Annotated in this window: 13 protein-coding genes and 1 CRISPR repeat array; of the genes, 9 read left to right on the top strand and 4 right to left on the bottom strand. The window is 36.9% G+C overall.

All coding sequences use genetic code 11. The features are described from left to right. Positions 1-19: 19 nt before the first annotated feature. The 4 genes from JZO69_RS09950 to JZO69_RS09965 form a co-directional block, all read right to left on the bottom strand. Positions 20-766 (bottom strand): SDR family NAD(P)-dependent oxidoreductase, encoded by a 747-nt coding sequence (locus tag JZO69_RS09950; RefSeq protein WP_242586697.1) that lies wholly within the window; start codon positions 764-766, stop codon positions 20-22. 249 nt (positions 767-1,015) lie between these two features. Beyond that, entirely contained in the window at positions 1,016-2,938 is a 1,923-nt protein-coding gene (locus JZO69_RS09955; protein WP_207112725.1) for a PTS fructose transporter subunit IIABC, read from the bottom strand. 85 nt (positions 2,939-3,023) lie between these two features. Continuing rightward, entirely contained in the window at positions 3,024-3,938 is a 915-nt protein-coding gene (pfkB, locus tag JZO69_RS09960) for a 1-phosphofructokinase (protein WP_207112726.1), read from the bottom strand. Then, on the bottom strand, positions 3,935-4,687 hold the full coding sequence (locus tag JZO69_RS09965; protein WP_242586699.1) for a DeoR/GlpR family DNA-binding transcription regulator: 753 nt from the start codon (positions 4,685-4,687) through the stop codon (positions 3,935-3,937). The genes pfkB and JZO69_RS09965 overlap by 4 nt, the downstream gene beginning before the upstream one ends. A gap of 184 nt (positions 4,688-4,871) precedes the next feature. Here JZO69_RS09965 and JZO69_RS09970 point away from each other — a divergent pair, with 184 nt between their 5' ends. The 9 genes from JZO69_RS09970 (at position 4,872) to JZO69_RS10010 (ending at position 18,057) form a co-directional block, all read left to right on the top strand. Beyond that, entirely contained in the window at positions 4,872-6,350 is a 1,479-nt protein-coding gene (locus JZO69_RS09970; RefSeq protein ID WP_207112727.1) for an alpha-amylase, read from the top strand. Between the two features lie 244 nt (positions 6,351-6,594). Continuing rightward, a CRISPR array of direct repeats spans positions 6,595-7,173; the repeat unit is 33 nt; unit sequence GTCTCACTCTTTATTGAGTGAGTGGATTGAAAT. Positions 7,174-7,437: 264 nt separating this feature from the next. After that, positions 7,438-9,678 carry a DNA helicase PcrA gene (pcrA, locus tag JZO69_RS09975; RefSeq protein ID WP_207112728.1) on the top strand — a complete coding sequence of 747 codons (2,241 nt, stop codon included), beginning with the start codon at positions 7,438-7,440 and terminating at the stop codon, positions 9,676-9,678. Positions 9,679-9,859: 181 nt separating this feature from the next. Next, positions 9,860-11,905 (top strand): NAD-dependent DNA ligase LigA, encoded by a 2,046-nt coding sequence (ligA, locus tag JZO69_RS09980; RefSeq protein ID WP_207112729.1) that lies wholly within the window; start codon positions 9,860-9,862, stop codon positions 11,903-11,905. Between the two features lie 237 nt (positions 11,906-12,142). Beyond that, positions 12,143-12,448 (top strand): Asp-tRNA(Asn)/Glu-tRNA(Gln) amidotransferase subunit GatC, encoded by a 306-nt coding sequence (gene gatC / locus JZO69_RS09985; RefSeq protein ID WP_207112730.1) that lies wholly within the window; start codon positions 12,143-12,145, stop codon positions 12,446-12,448. Then, positions 12,448-13,917, top strand: a complete 1,470-nt coding sequence (gene gatA, locus JZO69_RS09990) for an Asp-tRNA(Asn)/Glu-tRNA(Gln) amidotransferase subunit GatA (protein ID WP_207112731.1) — start codon at positions 12,448-12,450, stop codon at positions 13,915-13,917. Before gatC ends, gatA begins: the two co-directional genes overlap by 1 nt. Beyond that, entirely contained in the window at positions 13,917-15,347 is a 1,431-nt protein-coding gene (gatB, locus tag JZO69_RS09995) for an Asp-tRNA(Asn)/Glu-tRNA(Gln) amidotransferase subunit GatB (protein WP_207112732.1), read from the top strand. The genes gatA and gatB overlap by 1 nt, the downstream gene beginning before the upstream one ends. A 16-nt stretch (positions 15,348-15,363) precedes the next feature. Beyond that, positions 15,364-16,422, top strand: a complete 1,059-nt coding sequence (locus JZO69_RS10000; RefSeq protein ID WP_207112733.1) for a diacylglycerol kinase — start codon at positions 15,364-15,366, stop codon at positions 16,420-16,422. 289 nt (positions 16,423-16,711) lie between these two features. Beyond that, entirely contained in the window at positions 16,712-17,407 is a 696-nt protein-coding gene (gene pnuC, locus JZO69_RS10005) for a nicotinamide riboside transporter PnuC (RefSeq protein WP_207112734.1), read from the top strand. Between the two features lie 8 nt (positions 17,408-17,415). Further along, positions 17,416-18,057: a deoxynucleoside kinase gene (locus JZO69_RS10010; RefSeq protein ID WP_207112735.1), complete on the top strand. Its 642-nt coding sequence runs from the start codon at positions 17,416-17,418 to the stop codon at positions 18,055-18,057. Positions 18,058-18,104: the final 47 nt, after the last annotated feature.

The following is an 18,104-nucleotide window of genomic DNA, read 5'->3' on the forward strand; positions in this document are numbered from 1 at the left end:
GATCTCAGTCTTTCTTTATTTACATAGCAATTCTATCGCCTTTGATGATTAATTCAGCACCAGTAACAAAGCTAGCTTCATCACAAGCTAGATAAATAATTCCATTAGCAATATCTTCAGGTTTTCCTAGGTAAGGAAACGGTACAGATTTTTTATAACAAGTGTTGATATTTGGAAAAGAAGTTTCGATCATAGGTGTATCAATGGTACCTGGACAAATTGAATTTACACGAATATTATGCTCAGCGTATTCAAATGCTGTATCAAGTGAAAGTGAGCGGATAACATCTTTAGCTGCGGCATAAGGATGTTCATCTGCTAAATTTACTAAACCTTCAAGTGAGGAAACATTTATGATTGATCCGCCGCCATTTTTCATCATCAACGGAATGACTTCTTTTAAGCCATAGGTAAAACTATTTAAATCAATTTCTTGAATTTTTTGCCAATCATCAGCTGATAAATCTAAAACCATTTTTGGAGAAGAAATTCCAGCAGTATTGACTAAAACATCGATTTTTCCATATTTTTTTACTGTATTAGAAAGGACTTTTTGCCAACTATAGATAGAACTGACATCATGTTGAAAAGCTGAAACGATACCGCCAGTCTGTTTTATTTTCGATAGTACAGCGCCTATCTTAGCTAAATTTTTACCTGTACAAACAACAATTGCTCCTTCTTTTGAAGCTAATTTAGCAGTTGCTGCACCAATACTACTTTCACTGTCTGTAATCAACATTACTTTACCTAATAATCTGTTCATATAAAAAAACCGCTATAATGGAAAATCATTATAGTCATCCTTTCTGATTATTCTAAAAAATGATTGTTTTTCTTGCCAAAAAATTTAACCTTGTAAAGAATGTGTCTTTCTTATGTATAATTTTAATATAGATATTTTTTTAAAGCTAATGATATAGACCAAAAATATCAAGATTCTCATTAAATAAAAAAAGTGCGTGAAATAAAAGTAAAAATCACTTTTGTTTCACACACTCTACTTAGTAAAAGACTATTGTTGAACTGGTTTTTTAACAATGCCTAAAACAACAGCAGAAACAACAGCACCGATGGCGATAAAGACTAGATATAACATTGGATGGCTCAATAAAAGAGCGACGAATACACCACCATGTGGGGCTAATAAACGGATGCCGAATCCGCCAACTAAACCGCCAGCTAAGGCTGAACCAACGACGAAACTTGGAATTACACGTAATGGATCAGCGGCAGCGAAAGGAATCGCACCTTCTGTTACAAAAGATAATCCCATTACTAAGTTTGTCAATCCAGCATCTTTTTGATCTTGTGTAAATTTATTTTTGAAGATCAATGTTGCGATAAAAATAGCTAAAGGGGGGACCATACCACCAGCCATAACTGAAGCCATGATAATGCTGCCGCCTTCTGTAACACTTGCAGCGATCGAAGCTGTACCAAATACATAAGCTGCTTTGTTGATTGGACCACCTAGGTCAATGGCCATCATCCCGCCAAGTAATGCACCTAAAAGTGCCGCATTTGTTCCATCTAATCCTAATAAGAAATTATTTAATCCATCATTGATGACCTTCATTGGGATATTGACTAAAAGCATCAAACCACCCGTAATCAGTAAACCAAATACTGGGTAAAATAAAATCGTTTTGATACCATCAAGAGATTTAGGTAAACCTTTGAACATTTTTTTCAAGAACAAAATAACATATCCAGCTAAGAAACCACCGACTAATGCGCCTAGGAAACCAGCACCACCAGTATTCGCTAGCGCTCCTGCAGCAAAACCAACGACTAAACCTGGACGATCAGCAATACTTGAAGCAATAAATCCAGCTAGAACCGGTAACATAAATCCAAAAGCTGCACTACCAATTTGATTAAACCAACTAGCTGCATCGTTATAATTTCCTAGCATTTGCAGTTGATCATGTGGTACTCCGATAAATTGATCGATCATAAATGAAAGAGCAATAGCGATTCCACCGCCGATAACAAATGGCAGCATATGTGAAACACCATTCATCAAGTCTTTATAGATTCTAGAACCTACAGAACCGTCAGCAGAGCCATCTTCTTCACTTGTATCTGACTCAGAACTATGGAAAGTCGGTGCTGTACCGCTAGTTGCTAAAGTAATCAATTCTTCTGTTTTACGAATTCCATCACTAACAGGTCGATTGACTAGTTCTTTGCCGTCAAAACGATTCATTTCAACTTTTTTATCAGCAGCTACGATTACACCATCAGCACGAGCAATATCTTCAGCAGTCAAACGGTTTTTGATTCCTTCTGAACCATTTGTTTCGACTTTGATATCAACGCCCATTTCTTTCGCTTTTTTCTTTAACGCATCCTCAGCCATATATGTGTGCGCGATTCCAGTTGGACAAGCTGTAACGGCAACAACAAATTTACGATTCGTATGTTGCTTGTTTTTAGCAGCTTCTTCTAATTGTTCTTGTTTCTCTTCTGCTTCTTTTGCTTCTTCAGCAGATTGAAATAGGTTTTGAACATCTTCTGGCGTTTTTGTTTCTTTTAATTTCCCTACAAAATCAGGATCGATCAACAAACGAGATAAAGCAGCTAAGGCTTGTAAATGAGTGTCGTTAGCACCTTCAGGAGCAGCAATCATAAAGAATAGGTAAGTTGGTTGTCCATCTAAGGCTTCATAATCAACGCCATTATTACTTTTGGCAAACAAGACAGTTGCTTTTTTTACTGCACTATTTTTAGCATGAGGCATAGCGATTCCGTCGCCAAGACCTGTTGAAGTTTGTGCTTCACGGGCTAAAATGCCATCTTTATAAGTATCGATATCAGAAATTCTACCGCCATCATACATTTTTTGGACCATTTCATCGATCGCACCTTTTTTATCGGTAGCTTGCAAATCCATGATCATCACGTCTTTGACAAGTAAGTCTTTGATGTTCATTGTTTTTCCTCCTAAGTTTAAAAGCGAAGCGGGCTCGTTTAGTTTTTTTCCGAAAGGTAAGCCCGAGTAGCTAGATAATGTAAAGCTAGTTTATTTTTTCTATTTCAACTTCTGAAATCAATTTATTGATTAAGTCAGCGGTTGCTAAATCATCTGAAAAAGCAGTTGCGCTGCCGCAAGCCACGCCCCATTTGAATGCTTCAACTGGATCATTGGTCTGTGCAAATGTTCCGACAAATCCTGCAATCATTGAATCGCCTGCACCAACTGAATTTTTTAAAGGACGCTTTAACACATTTGAACGATACGTGCCGTTTTTTGTGAACAATAAAGCACCATCGCCAGCCATAGAAATGATCACATGTTTTGCACCTTCTTCTAACAGACGTTCACCAAAGGGCAAGATATCATCGATCGTTTGAAATGAGACATCAAATAATTCAGCAAGTTCGTGGTTGTTTGGCTTGATAAGCAACGGTTTATTTGGTAACGCATTTAGTAAATCTTCGCCCGTTGTATCAATGATAAATTCAGCGTTTTTATCTTTAATGATTTGAATCAGTTCTTCATAAAATCCTTTTCGCAGTGTTGCAGGTGTGCTTCCAGATAGAACAACGATATCACCAGCGGTAATCATACTTAATGTTTGTTTCAATTCTTGCGTTTCTTCATTGCTGATGGCAGGACCTAATCCGTTGATTTCAGTTTCAGTCTCAGATTTTAATTTAATATTGATACGAGTATCTTCACGAACAGGTGTAAATTTTGTTTGAATTTGTTCTGCCGCAAGCCAATCAGATATGAAATTTCCTGTAAATCCGCCTAGAAAACCTAGCGCAGTCGATTCAGCTTGGATTCTTTTTAAAATTCGTGAAACATTGATTCCTTTGCCGCCAGGTAACTTAAAGTCGTTAGTCATCCGATTTAAATCACCTAATTTTAATCCTTCTACATGGACGATATAGTCTATTGAAGGATTTAATGTCACTGTATAAATCATTGTGCTGCCTCCTTGATCGTTGTTTTTTTCTGAAATTGTTCAAGTAATTCTGGTGAGCAATGGTTGGTAAGAAGTATTACATCTTCAAGCTCAGTTACTTTTGTGAAAGTTACTTTGTTTAATTTTGTCTGATCGATCAATACATAGGCTTCTTCAGCTTGAGCGATAGCTAATCGTTTTAAAGCTGCTTCTTCAGGATCTGGTGTAGTCAATCCAAATTCAAGGTGAGCGCCATTCATTCCCATAAACACTTTATTGAAACGGAAATGACGAAGTTGTTCCATTGCGGTTGAACCAATAATTGCTTTAGTTGATAATTTTAATGAGCCACCAAGAATGACCGTATTGATATTTAAATCTCCAAGTTTAGCTGCATGATGTACGGAGTTTGTAACGACTGTGATATTTTTACCTGCTAAAAAAGGCAGAATTTCTAAAGTAGTAGAGCCTGCATCCAGATAAATAACATCGTCATCGTAAACAAATTGGGCTGCTAATGAAGCAATTACTTGTTTTTCTTGCGTGTTTTTGACTGATTTTTCGATCATGTCTTGTTCGAAGCCTAAATTTAAAATTCGTTTTGCACCGCCGTGAACACGTTCTAATAAATCAGCGTCTTCTAGTTCTTGTAAATCACGACGAATTGTTGATTCGGATGCGTTAAGCAGAACTGATAATTCTTGTGATTTAACAACTGATTGTTGATCTAATAAACGTAAAATGGCTTGATGTCTTTCTTCTGTAAGCATTTTCACACCTCTTTTCATTGCTTATAATAGCACATTCTATTTGTTGATGCAATCAAAAACGGTCACAAACGATCAAATGTGATTGTAAACGGTCATTCGTGGTAAAAAGAGCTGGAATTTTATCATTTGACAAAGATGTTTATTCTTTGGCTTAATGGGAGTAGGATAAATCGGAGGGATACGTATGAATAATCGTACAATATTGCAAGGATTTGAATGGTACCTGCCAGAAGATGGGCAACATTGGCAACGTTTGACTGAATTGGCAGAAGAATTACATAAAAAAGGAATCAATGGTGTGTGGCTTCCGCCTGCCTATAAAGGGGCGAATGGACTGGCTGATGTGGGATACGCGCCATATGATTTGTATGATTTAGGAGAGTTTGACCAAAAAGGAACAATTCCAACTAAATATGGGACAATAGAAGCGTATTTAACTTGTATCAAAGCATTGAAAAAAGTTGGAATGGAAGTATATGGAGATATCGTTTTTGACCATTTTATCGGAGCAGATGAAGAAGAGGCTGTTTCAGCGATAAAGTACCGAGCAGATAATCGAAATGAAGCAATTAGTAGTGAAGAAGAAATTTCAGCTTGGACAAAATTTACTTTTCCTGGCAGAAACCAAAAGTATAATGACTACATTTGGACTTGGAAAAATTTTTCAGGTGTTGATTATGATGATCGCCGAAAAGATCACGGCATTTTTAATTTTGATGGAAAAGGCTGGGACCAAGAAGTAGATAATGAAAATGGCAATTACGATTATTTGATGGGCTGTAATTTGGACATGGAGTATCCTGAAACTGTTGAACAGCTGGATAAATGGGGGCAATGGTACCAAGCGTTGACAGATGTTGATGGGTATCGTTTGGATGCGGTCAAACATATCCAATTTAATTATTTTGTGGATTGGTTATTAAATAGAAGGAAAGAAAAAGGAAAAGATTTATTTGTTGTTGGTGAATACTGGAATGGGGAACTTGAAAAATTGACCAACTATATCGATAGTTCTGGGACGCTAATTTCTTTATTTGATGTTCCGTTACATTATCATTTTTATGAAGCAGCTCATTCAGATGGGCGTTATGATATGCGCAATATTTTTGAAGGAACGTTAGCTAAAGAACGGTCAGAATGGGCAGTGACTTTTGTTGATAATCATGATACTCAAAAAGGTCAAAGTTTAGAATCATGGGTGGATGGCTGGTTCAAAGTTCATGCGTATTCATTGATTCTACTTAGAAAAGCGGGGACACCTGTGGTATTTTGGGGAGATTTGTTTGGCATTCCCTCTCAAAATGTTGATCCTGTCGGTAAAGATTTAGATTTATTGTTAAAAATCCGCGAGCAATTGGCTTATGGAAATGAAATGGATTATTTTGATGATCCTAATGTGGTTGGCTGGATAAGGACTGGAACATTTGATCGGGAAAAATCTGGGTATGCAGTTGTAATGACAAATGCCCAAGCTGGTGAAAAAATCATGACGATCAGTGCTGTACATGCTGGTAAAACATTCATCGATATCTTAGGAAACAATCCAACCAAAGTGACTTTAGATGAAACAGGCGCAGGAAAATTTCCAGTAAACGGTGGAGAAGTTTCTGTTTATGTGAATGAAGAGATCGTGAGTAACTTAAGTAAAGAAATAGGCGAATAGTTTTTCATTAGTTCGTGACTTCTGTTGAAAGAATCATTATACTGGAATGTAATAGAGTAGGATTTGAGAAATTTCTGGAAGTTTGGTGCGAACCTCAAGTGAACATGAAATCACTGGGAGATCCGCACCAAATTTTAGACCTGAAATAGGGTTGAATCGGTGGTTTTTTAATTTTTTTCTCATTTTCAGAAAAGATTTAAAGTGGAAAGTGACAAATGTGTAAAGCATTTGGTTCTTTTTCACGGTCTCACTCTTTATTGAGTGAGTGGATTGAAATAAATGGTACTTATTGGACTGGTTTAAGTAAGGTGTCTCACTCTTTATTGAGTGAGTGGATTGAAATTTCCTCAACCCAATCCAGATCAGCTTGTGTCATTGTCTCACTCTTTATTGAGTGAGTGGATTGAAATGGAGGTAGGGTCTAGTGGACTCTGCCTCTTTTTTAGGAGTCTCACTCTTTATTGAGTGAGTGGATTGAAATCTGCTCGGGTTGAGTCCCAAAGAAAATCAGGCTAAGGTCTCACTCTTTATTGAGTGAGTGGATTGAAATAGACTGCATTTCCAAACTAACTCATTAACCTATAGTCTCACTCTTTATTGAGTGAGTGGATTGAAATACTTTTTGCTGAAGGAGGGAAAGAAAATGGCTATTGTCTCACTCTTTATTGAGTGAGTGGATTGAAATTAAGCAGGCTGAAATACTTGCTAAAGAACAGGTAGAGTCTCACTCTTTATTGAGTGAGTGGATTGAAATATTTTCAATCATTCCACTTGATTCGAGTTTCTTTAGGTCTCACTCTTTATTGAGTGAGTGGATTGAAATTCTCATATCATGGCAAAATCTCTGCATGTATTGTGGTCTCACTCTTTATCGATAATTAGATTAAATTTTGTAAATGTTCCTAAATACTCATTTTTTATGAGTCCTTAGGAGCATTTATTATTTTTTAACTGCATTTTATTTTTAGATAACAAATACCACTAAATCTTTTTACAGGTTATTCATCAAGGTTTGTTCAATCTGTTCAGCTTTTGTGTTTTTTTTGGTATAATGTATAAGATTGAAAAAAGAGAGAGGACGTTGATGATGGCACAAGAAAACGCCTTGATCCAAGGTATGAATCCGAGACAAAAAGAAGCCGTTCTACATACAGAAGGGCCTTTATTAGTTATGGCAGGTGCAGGTAGTGGGAAAACAAGAGTTTTAACTCACCGTATTGCCTATTTAATTCAAGAAAAAGATGTCAATCCATGGAATATTTTAGCAATCACATTTACCAATAAAGCCGCAAAAGAAATGAGAGAGCGGGTTGGAAAATTGATGGAAACTGGCGGAAACGATGTTTGGGTTTCTACGTTCCACTCAATGTGTGTGCGGATTTTACGTCGCGATGTCGATCATATCGGCTATAATCGGAACTTCACGATCATTGATACGTCTGAACAGCGGACATTAATGAAACGAATTTTGAATGAACTGAATATCGATGTGAAAAAATATGATCCACGCTCGATTCTAGGCACGATCAGCAACGCTAAAAATGAGCTGCAGACACCAGAAAAAGTCGAAGAATTACAAGGCACGCCTTATGAGGAAGTCGTAGCAAAATGCTATAAGATGTATCAAAAGGAATTAAGAAACAATCAATGTATGGATTTTGATGATTTGATCATGAATACGATTCGTTTGTTTAATGAACATCCAGATTCTTTAAATTATTATCAAAATAAATTCCATTACATTCACGTAGATGAATACCAAGATACTAACCATGCGCAGTACACGTTAGTTAATATGTTAGCGGCACGTTTTAAAAATCTATGTGTGGTAGGAGATGCTGACCAAAGTATTTATGGTTGGCGTGGAGCTGACATGCAGAATATTTTGGATTTTGAAAAGGATTATCCTAATGCTTCTGTAATCATGTTGGAACAAAATTACCGCTCAACGAAGAAAATTCTTGATGCTGCGAATAATGTGATCCAAAACAATCGTAATCGTCGGGACAAGCAATTATGGACTGAGAATACGGATGGGGAAAAAATCGTTTATTATCGTGGTGATAACGAACGAGATGAAACACAATTCATCGTGGGACAAATTCAAAAAGAAATACGTGAAAAAGACCGCATTTATGGTGATTTCGCCGTTTTATATCGTACCAATGCCCAATCTCGTGTGATGGAAGAAATGTTGCTTAAATCCAATATTCCTTATACCATGGTCGGCGGACATAAGTTCTACGATCGTAAAGAAATCAAAGATATCTTAGGCTACTTAAATATTATCTCTAATTCAATGGACTCACTTAGTTTCGAACGAGTAGTCAACGAACCAAAACGAGGTATCGGTAAAAGTTCTGTTGAGAAACTAAGAAGTTTTGCTCAGATGCATGGTTGGTCGTTGTTAGAAGCTTCGCAAAATGTGGATCTGGCAAATATCTCTGGAAAAGCTGGTAAAGAATTAGGTAGTTTTGGCATGATGATCCAAGATTTGACACAAATGATTCCATATTTAACAATTACCGAATTAGTAAAAGAAGTTTTAGAACGTAGCGGCTACCGTGAAGAATTGGTCAGACAAAATAATTTAGAATCGCAAGCACGTTTAGAAAACTTGGATGAATTTTTAACTGTTACACAAGAATTCGATAAACGTTATGAACGCCAAGGTGAAGAAGAAGCGGATGCACCAGATGAAAAATTAGCTGTATTCCTAAATGATTTAGCGCTTGTTTCAGACTTGGATAATTTAGAAGAAAGTACGTCTCAAGTGACATTGATGACATTGCATGCAGCGAAAGGTCTTGAATTTCCAGTTGTATTCTTGATAGGAATGGAAGAAGGCGTCTTTCCGTTATCCCGTGCGATGCTAGAGGAAAGTGAACTAGAAGAAGAGCGCCGTCTAGCCTATGTTGGGATTACTCGAGCAGAAGAAATTTTATTTATCACAAATGCTTTTTCGAGAACATTATATGGAAGAACTCAATATAATCGCCCGAGCCGTTTCTTAGATGAAATTGACGAAGAATTATTAGATTTACAAGGTTCGATTGCTGCACCAAAAGCGCCAGCTAGAACCTTTGAACCAAAAGTCTTTAAACCAGCTTATGCCCAACCAACTAAGCAGCCGGTAACCGATAAAGTTGCCAGCGGCGGAGAATCAATGGCTTGGCAAGCAGGCGATAAAGTCAAACATAAAGCGTGGGGAACAGGCACAGTCGTTCGTGTTGGCGGGACTGCCAAAGACTTAGAACTAGATGTAGCTTTTCCTGAAAAAGGTATCAAACGCTTATTAGCAGCATTTGCTCCGATTGAAAAAATATGAATAAGGTAAAAGCAACTTAGTCATAATTTCCTGTTTTTCAGTCGAGATCGAACGAGCACAAATCAGTCCTTATGAAAATAGATAACTTAGTAGTGAAACATCGTACGTTTCAATGCTAAGTTCCTAATTTTCTACAGGATGAAACGATTTGTTCCACTTTTAATATTAGGAGGGATCAATTATGACGCAAGTGCCATTAACATTAGCCGAAGCGACAGACAAAGCAAAAGAACTACGGAAACAGTTAAAACAATATTCCCATGAATATTATGTGGCTGATAAACCGACCGTAGAAGATTATGTGTATGATCGCTTGTATAAAGAACTATCAGACATAGAAACCGAATTCCCAGATTTGATCACTTCTGATTCGCCCACTCAACGTGTTGGGGGCAAGATTTTGCAAGGCTTTGAAAAAGTCACTCATGAAGTGCAAATGTATAGCTTAAATGATGGTTTCAGTAAAGAAGATATTTATGATTTTGATGAACGTGTTCAGAAATTAGCAGGTAAACCTGTCAGTTATTGCTGTGAGCTAAAAATAGATGGACTAGCGATTTCATTGAAATATGAAAATGGCAAATTTGTTCAAGGCGCAACGCGTGGAGACGGTACTGTTGGTGAAAATATCACCGAAAATTTAAAAACAGTCAAATCAATTCCATTAGAATTGAAAAAACCAATCTCAGTTGAAGTCCGCGGCGAATGTTATATGCCAAAACAATCTTTCGTTAATTTGAATAAAGAACGAGAAGAAGCTGGACAAGATGTTTTTGCTAATCCTAGAAATGCAGCAGCTGGTAGCTTACGTCAGTTAGATACTAGCATGGTTGCCAAAAGAAACCTTAGTACCTTTTTATATACAGTGGCTGATTTTGGGCCTATGACAGCACAAACGCAATTTGATGCACTAAACGAATTGTCAGAAATCGGTTTTAGAACCAATCCTGAGAAAAAACTATGTCAAGATATTGATGAGGTTTGGGCATACATTGAAGAGTACCATGAAAAACGGATGGAATTACCTTATGAAATCGACGGAATCGTGATCAAAACCAATGAATTTACGATTCAAGATGAATTAGGTTTTACAGTTAAAGCTCCTCGTTGGGCGATTGCTTATAAATTTCCACCAGAAGAAGCACAAACCGTTGTTGAAGAAATCGAATGGACGATCGGTCGCACAGGTGTTGTTACGCCAACTGCTGTGATGCAACCCGTTCGTGTAGCAGGAACAACTGTGAGCCGAGCAAGTTTGCATAATGCTGATTTTATTGCAATGAAAGACATTCGCATAAATGATGCAGTGATTATTTATAAAGCTGGTGATATTATTCCCGAAGTCGCTCAAGTATTGACGGAAAAACGAGATGAAAATAGCCAACCTTATGAAATTCCAACCCATTGTCCAGTTTGTAATAGTGAATTGGTACATTTAGATGAAGAAGTTGCCTTGCGTTGTATCAATCCTAAATGTCCTGCTCAAATCAAGGAAGGTTTGAATCATTTTGTTTCAAGAAATGCGATGAACATCGATGGCTTGGGACCTCGTGTTTTGGAGCAAATGTATGATAAGGAATTAGTTGCTGATGTCGCTGATTTGTATTTTTTAACAGAAGAGCAATTGATGACGTTAGATAAAATCAAGGAAAAATCAGCAAATAATATCTATCAAGCAATTGCCGCCAGTCGAGACAATTCTGTTGAACGCCTGATCTTTGGTTTAGGTATTCGTCATGTTGGAGCCAAAGCAGCCAAAGTTTTAGCCGAACATTTTGGAGATTTATGGGCGATCAGTAAAGCGTCACAAGAAGAAGTTGTAGCCTTGGATTCGATGGGTGAAATCATCGCTGACAGTCTAGTGACGTATTTTGAAAATGAAGAGGTTCATGAATTGATGGATGAGCTGAAAAAAGCAGGCGTGAACTTTGAATATAAAGGAATCCGCACCTCCCAATTAGCAGCAGTTGAATCACCTTTCAAAGATAAAACAGTTGTTTTAACGGGAAAATTAACCCATTATAATCGAGAAGAAGCGAAAGAAAAAATTGAAAATCTAGGTGGAAAAGTCACAGGCAGTGTTTCAAAGAAAACGGACATCGTTGTTGCTGGTGAAGATGCTGGTAGTAAGTTGACGAAAGCACAAGATTTGGGCATTGAAGTCTGGGATGAACAGCAAATGGTTACCGCACTGGACAATAGCACGAGCGTTGAACCAATTGAATAGACTAAAACGGCAATAAAAAAGAAAATTAAATACTATTTTTTACATTATCAGACTATTTTCTTTAATCTCTATCATAATTTCTTAGAATTTTATGATAGAATAAGAAAAAAGCTGTTTTCTTAACGTAAATAATCGTTTAACAGTATAAAAATGAACTAGTGGACTCATAAGAGCTGTCTTTCAAGTAATAGAAAGTAACAGCTCGGCTGAGTTTTTCTAAAGGAAAGAAGGGTATCCATGGCAATCAGTGAAGAAAAAGCAAAACATGTAGCCAAATTGTCCAAATTGTCTTTTTCCGATGAGGAGTTAAAAGACTTTACAGAGCAATTAGGAAAAATCATCGATATGGTGGAATTATTAGAAGAAGTAGATACAGAAGGCGTTCCATTTACCTCTAATGTAGCACAATCAATCAATGTGATGAGAGAAGACGTAGCAACACCAGGTATGGATCGCAAGGAATTAATGAAAAACGTACCAGAATCAGAAAATGGCTACATCAAAGTGCCAGCGATTATCGACAATGGGGAGGCTGGTGCATAATGGAAAAATTATACGATAAATCATTAACAGAATTGCATGATTTACTTGTTTCAAAAGAAATCACTGCAACTGATTTAACACATGCTACGCTAAAACGCATCAATGAAACAGAAAAAGATGTTGATTCGTTCATTACGATCAGTGAAGAAAAAGCCTTAGACTTAGCTAAAGCGATCGATCTTAAAGGAATCACTGAGTCAAATCCATTAGCTGGTATTCCAATCGGAATTAAAGACAACATCGTAACCAAAGATATTTTAACAACTGCAGCATCAAAAATGTTGCATAACTTCAATCCTATTTATGATGCAACCGTAATGGATAAAGTCTATCAAGCAGATATGATTCCTGTTGGAAAATTAAACATGGATGAATTTGCGATGGGCGGAAGTACGGAAACTTCATTCTTTAAGAAAACAAAAAATGCTTGGGATCACTCTAAAGTACCTGGTGGATCATCTGGTGGTTCGGCTGCAGCAGTAGCAGCAGGTCAAGTAGCAGTTTCTTTGGGAACTGATACAGGTGGTAGTATTCGTCAGCCAGCATCATTTAACGGAATTGTTGGTATGAAACCAACATACGGACGTGTATCTCGTTTTGGCTTAATCGCCTTTTCTTCTAGCTTGGATCAAATTGGTCCATTGACAAGAAACGTTAAAGATAATGCTTTGGCATTAAATGCAATTAGTGGCTATGATGAAAAAGATGGAACATCTGCTGGAGCTTCTGTGCCTGATTTTACTGCTGGTTTAACAGGAGACATCAAAGGCATGAAAGTCGCTTTACCAAAAGAATACTTGGGTGAAGGTGTGGATGCTGGCGTTCGTGAAGCTGTGCTTAAAGCTGCAGAAACGTTTAAAGCATTAGGTGCAACTGTGGAAGAAGTTAGCTTACCCCATTCTAAATACGGCGTAGCAGTTTATTATATTATCGCTTCATCTGAAGCAAGCTCAAACTTACAACGTTTTGATGGGATTCGTTATGGCTACCGTTCTGAAAATGTTAAAAATCTAGAAGACGTTTATGTAAATTCACGTTCTGAAGGATTTGGTATAGAAGTAAAACGTCGTATTATGCTTGGGACATTCTCTTTAAGTGCTGGACATTACGATGCTCACTTCAAAAAAGCTGGACAAGTTAGAACCTTGATCAAACAAGATTTTGATAATGTTTTTGCTAATTATGACATCATCATTGGCCCGGCTTCACCAACTGTCGCTTTTGGACTAGGTGAAAACATCAATGATCCGATTACAATGTACATGAACGATCTTTTAACGATTCCAGTCAATTTAGCGGGATTACCTGGTATGTCAATTCCTGCTGGCTTCTCAGAAGGCTTACCGGTTGGCCTACAAATCATTGGTAAAGCTTTCGATGAAAGTACAATGTACAAAGCAGCATATGCTTTTGAACAAGCAACTGATTTCCATACGAAAAAACCTGTGATCTTAGGGGGGAATGACTAATGAATTTTGAAACTGTCATCGGACTTGAGGTCCACGTAGAATTAAAAACAAACTCTAAAATCTTTTCACCTGCACCCGCTCACTTTGGGGCAGAACCAAATAGCAATACAAACGTGATCGACTGGGGTTACCCAGGCGTATTACCTGTCATGAATAAACAAGCACTTGAATTTGGAATGAAAGCAGCGCTTGCCTTAAATTGTGAAATCTCTAAAGATACACATTTTGACCGTAAAAACTATTTTTATCCAGATAATCCCAAAGCCTATCAAATTTCTCAATTCGATCAACCAATCGGTCACGATGGCTGGATCGATATCGAAGTTGAAGGCAAAACAAAACGCATCCGTATTGAACGTGTGCATTTAGAAGAAGACGCTGGGAAAAATATTCATGGTGATGGCGGCTATTCTTTCGTTGATTTAAACCGTCAAGGTACGCCACTGATCGAGATCGTTTCAGAAGCGGATATGCGTTCACCAGAGGAAGCTTATGCTTATTTAGAAGCAATCCGTTCAATCATTCTATTTACTGGCGTTTCAGATGTGAAAATGGAAGAAGGCTCAATGCGTTGTGATGCCAATATTTCTTTACGTCCGTATGGCCAAGAAGAATTTGGTACAAAAGCAGAGCTTAAAAACCTGAACTCAATGAGTTTTGTTAAAAAAGGTTTAGCTTTTGAAGAAAAACGTCAAGCGAAAGTGTTACTATCTGGTGGAGAAATCCAACAAGAAACACGCCGTTTTGATGAAACAACTAACAAAACATTATTGATGCGTGTTAAAGAAGGTTCAAGTGACTACCGTTACTTCCCAGAGCCTGATGTTCCTCGTTTTGCGATTGATGATGAATGGATCGAACGTGTGCGTCATAGCTTACCAGAAATGCCAGCCTCTCGTCGTGCTCGTTACATCAAAGAACTAGGCTTGCCAGAATACGATGCAATGGTTCTTACATTAACAAAAGAAATGTCTGACTTCTTTGAAGCAGCGCTAAATGAAGGTGCAGATGCCAAACAAGTATCTAACTGGTTGATGGGTGAAGTTTCAGCATACTTGAATAGTGAAAAAATCGAGTTACCTGATACTAAATTAACACCTACTAACTTAGCTGGCATGATCACATTGATCGAAGACGGCACAATCAGTTCTAAAATTGCTAAAAAAGTCTTTAAAGAATTGATCGAAAATGGTGGGGATGCGAAAGAAGTTGTTGAAGCTAAAGGCTTAGTTCAACTATCAGATCCTTCACAATTATTGCCGATCATTAATGAAGTATTGGATAATAACCAACAATCTGTCGATGATTTTAAAAACGGTAAAGATCGTGCAGTTGGATTCTTAGTTGGTCAAATCATGAAAGCAACGAAAGGCCAAGCCAACCCAGGCGTTGTAAATAAATTGCTTCAAGAAGAATTGGCAAAACGATAGAAAGCAGCGAAAGATTATGAAAAAAGCAAGAGTGATTTATAATCCAACTTCAGGTAAAGAGCTAGTCAAAAAAAATCTAGCTGATATTCTTTCTGTCTTGGAAGAATGCGGATATGAAGCTAGTGCTTTTGCCACAACTCCAGATGAAAATTCTGCTAAAAATGAAGCACGCCGAGTTGCAGAATTAGATTTTGATCTAATTGTTGCAGCCGGCGGTGATGGAACGATCAATGAAGTTGTTAATGGCATTGCTCCTTTAGAAAAAAGACCGTCTATGGCGATCATTCCTGCAGGAACAACCAATGATTACGCAAGAGCATTAAAAATTCCTAGAGACAATATTGTTAAAGCAGCAGAAGTTATCAAAAAAAATCAAACGGTTAAAATGGACATCGGCAAAGCCAAAGATAATTATTTTATCAACATCGCAGCTGGTGGACATTTAACTGAATTGACCTATGAGGTTCCTTCAGAATTAAAAAGTATTTTTGGCTACTTGGCTTACTTAGCTAAAGGTGCAGAAATGCTTCCGCGTGTGAAACCGATCAAAATGCGGATGGAATATGACGAAGGAGTCTATGAGGGCAATGCGTCCATGTTTTTCTTAGGCTTGACCAATTCTGTTGGTGGATTCGAACAAATTGCGCCTGATGCAAAACTGGATGATGGAAAATTTTCTCTGATTATTGTCAAAACAGCTAATGTTTTCGAAATTTTACATCTAGCAGCGTTAATGCTAAATGGTGGTAAACATATAGAAGACAGCCGTTTAATTTATACTAAAACTAGTCGTTTACATGCCGAAACATTAGAGCCTAATAGCCGCATGATGATCAATTTAGATGGTGAATACGGTGGGGATGCGCCGATGGAATTTGTCAATTTGCATCAACATATCGAAATGTTTGCCAATGCAGATGCGATTCCTTCGAACGCAATCATGGGTTCTGTGTTAGACGATTATGACGGTGAATCTGATGACGATGATGAATATCTTGAAACAAGCAAAGAGTTTGTAAAAGAAGTCGAACGTTTAACTGAAGAAGACATTGATAATAATGGAAAAATTGGCTGATCGATCAAGAGAATAAAAAAAGTATCTAAGACAAAACAATTACTTGTTAGTCTTAGATACTTTTTTTATTTGAGGGATATACTTACTAAAACTGTAGAAGTGAAATAGCTTCCTTATACCATATATAGGTTTTTAAAATTAAGAAACACAATATGTTGTATAAAAAATGTCTCATAATCAATAATTGAGAAGAATTCTCATTGACTTGTGACTGAAACAGAGGTAAATTAAATAAGTCGTCATCTCTGCAGAAAATGATAAATAATTGTAAGTGAAAGGTTTGTTTTATATGCATTCAAATTTTATTATAAATGACTTTAAAGGCTGGGAAAGAAAAAATTATCTTTTTTTATTAATGATGATTTCCGTACAATTAATAGCCTTCGTTTTTAATCCATCTAGTTGGATTACTTTAGTGGGTGGTTTATCAGGTATTATCTGCGTCAATTTAATTGCCCAAGGAAAAGCCAGCAATTATATATTTGGTTTTATAAGTGCGCTGATCATCGGCTATTTTGGCTTTAAAACGCGTGTGTATGCTGAAGTTTTACTTCAAAGCTTTTATATTATAATGGATATCACAGGGCTGTATACATGGTTAAAAGTCAGCGAGGATGGATCTGGTAATGTGACAGATGTCAAAACGTTAAAAGGGATTCAATGGCTGTATGCTGGACTTGTCTGGCTGGCAATCGGTGTAATCGCATATTATCTTTTAGGCTTCGTCAATGATGCGCAGCAAACGCTTGATGCGGTGACTTTTAGTGTATCAGCGACAGGAATGCTGTTGATGATCAAAAGATATCAGTCACAATTTGTTTTTTGGCTATTAGGAAACGTATTTTCAATAATATTATGGTTTAGAGCAGGTAGTCATGCTGGAGGAGATTATGCATTGTTTGTCATGTATTGCATGTATACAATCAATTCGATTTATGGCATGATCCACTGGTTAAAAATCAAAAAAATAACTATTAATAGGTAGGGAGTTCGATGGCAGTGATCGTTTTAGCAGGTACAATTGGTGCAGGTAAATCAAGTTTAACAGAAATTATTTCAGAACATTTAGGATCAGATGCTTTTTATGAATCCGTTGAGGATAATGAAGTATTGCCCTTATTTTATGAAGATCCTAAAAAATATGCATTTTTATTACAAATTTATTTTTTGAATAAGCGGTTTGATAGTATTAAACAAGCACTTTCACATGAAAATAATGTATTGGATCGTTCAATCTATGAAGATTCTTTATTATTCCATCTAAATGCTGACCTTGGAAGAGCCAACGATACAGAAGTAAAAGTCTATGATTCTTTATTAGAAAATATGCTACAAGAACTTCCGTACGCGGCTCATAAAAAGCGTCCAGATTTACTAGTGCATATTAAAATATCTTTTCCTAAAATGTTGGAACGTATTCAAAAACGGGGACGTGTTTACGAGCAAGTAGAAAAAGACCCTTCATTATATGATTATTATAAAAAATTGAATGAACGCTATGAACAATGGTTTGAAGAATACAATGAGAGCCCTAAAATCCAAATTGATGGAGACAAATATGATTTTATTGAAAATGAAGAAGCAAAAAAACAAGTGATCCAGCTAATTGAAAATAAACTAGCGGAAATCGATTAAAATAGAAAGATTAATTTTTACGTCTTTTAACCGTAGAAACAATCTCT

This window comes from Candidatus Enterococcus ikei (assembly GCF_017316105.1).
GTDB lineage: Bacteria > Bacillota > Bacilli > Lactobacillales > Enterococcaceae > Enterococcus_L > Enterococcus_L ikei.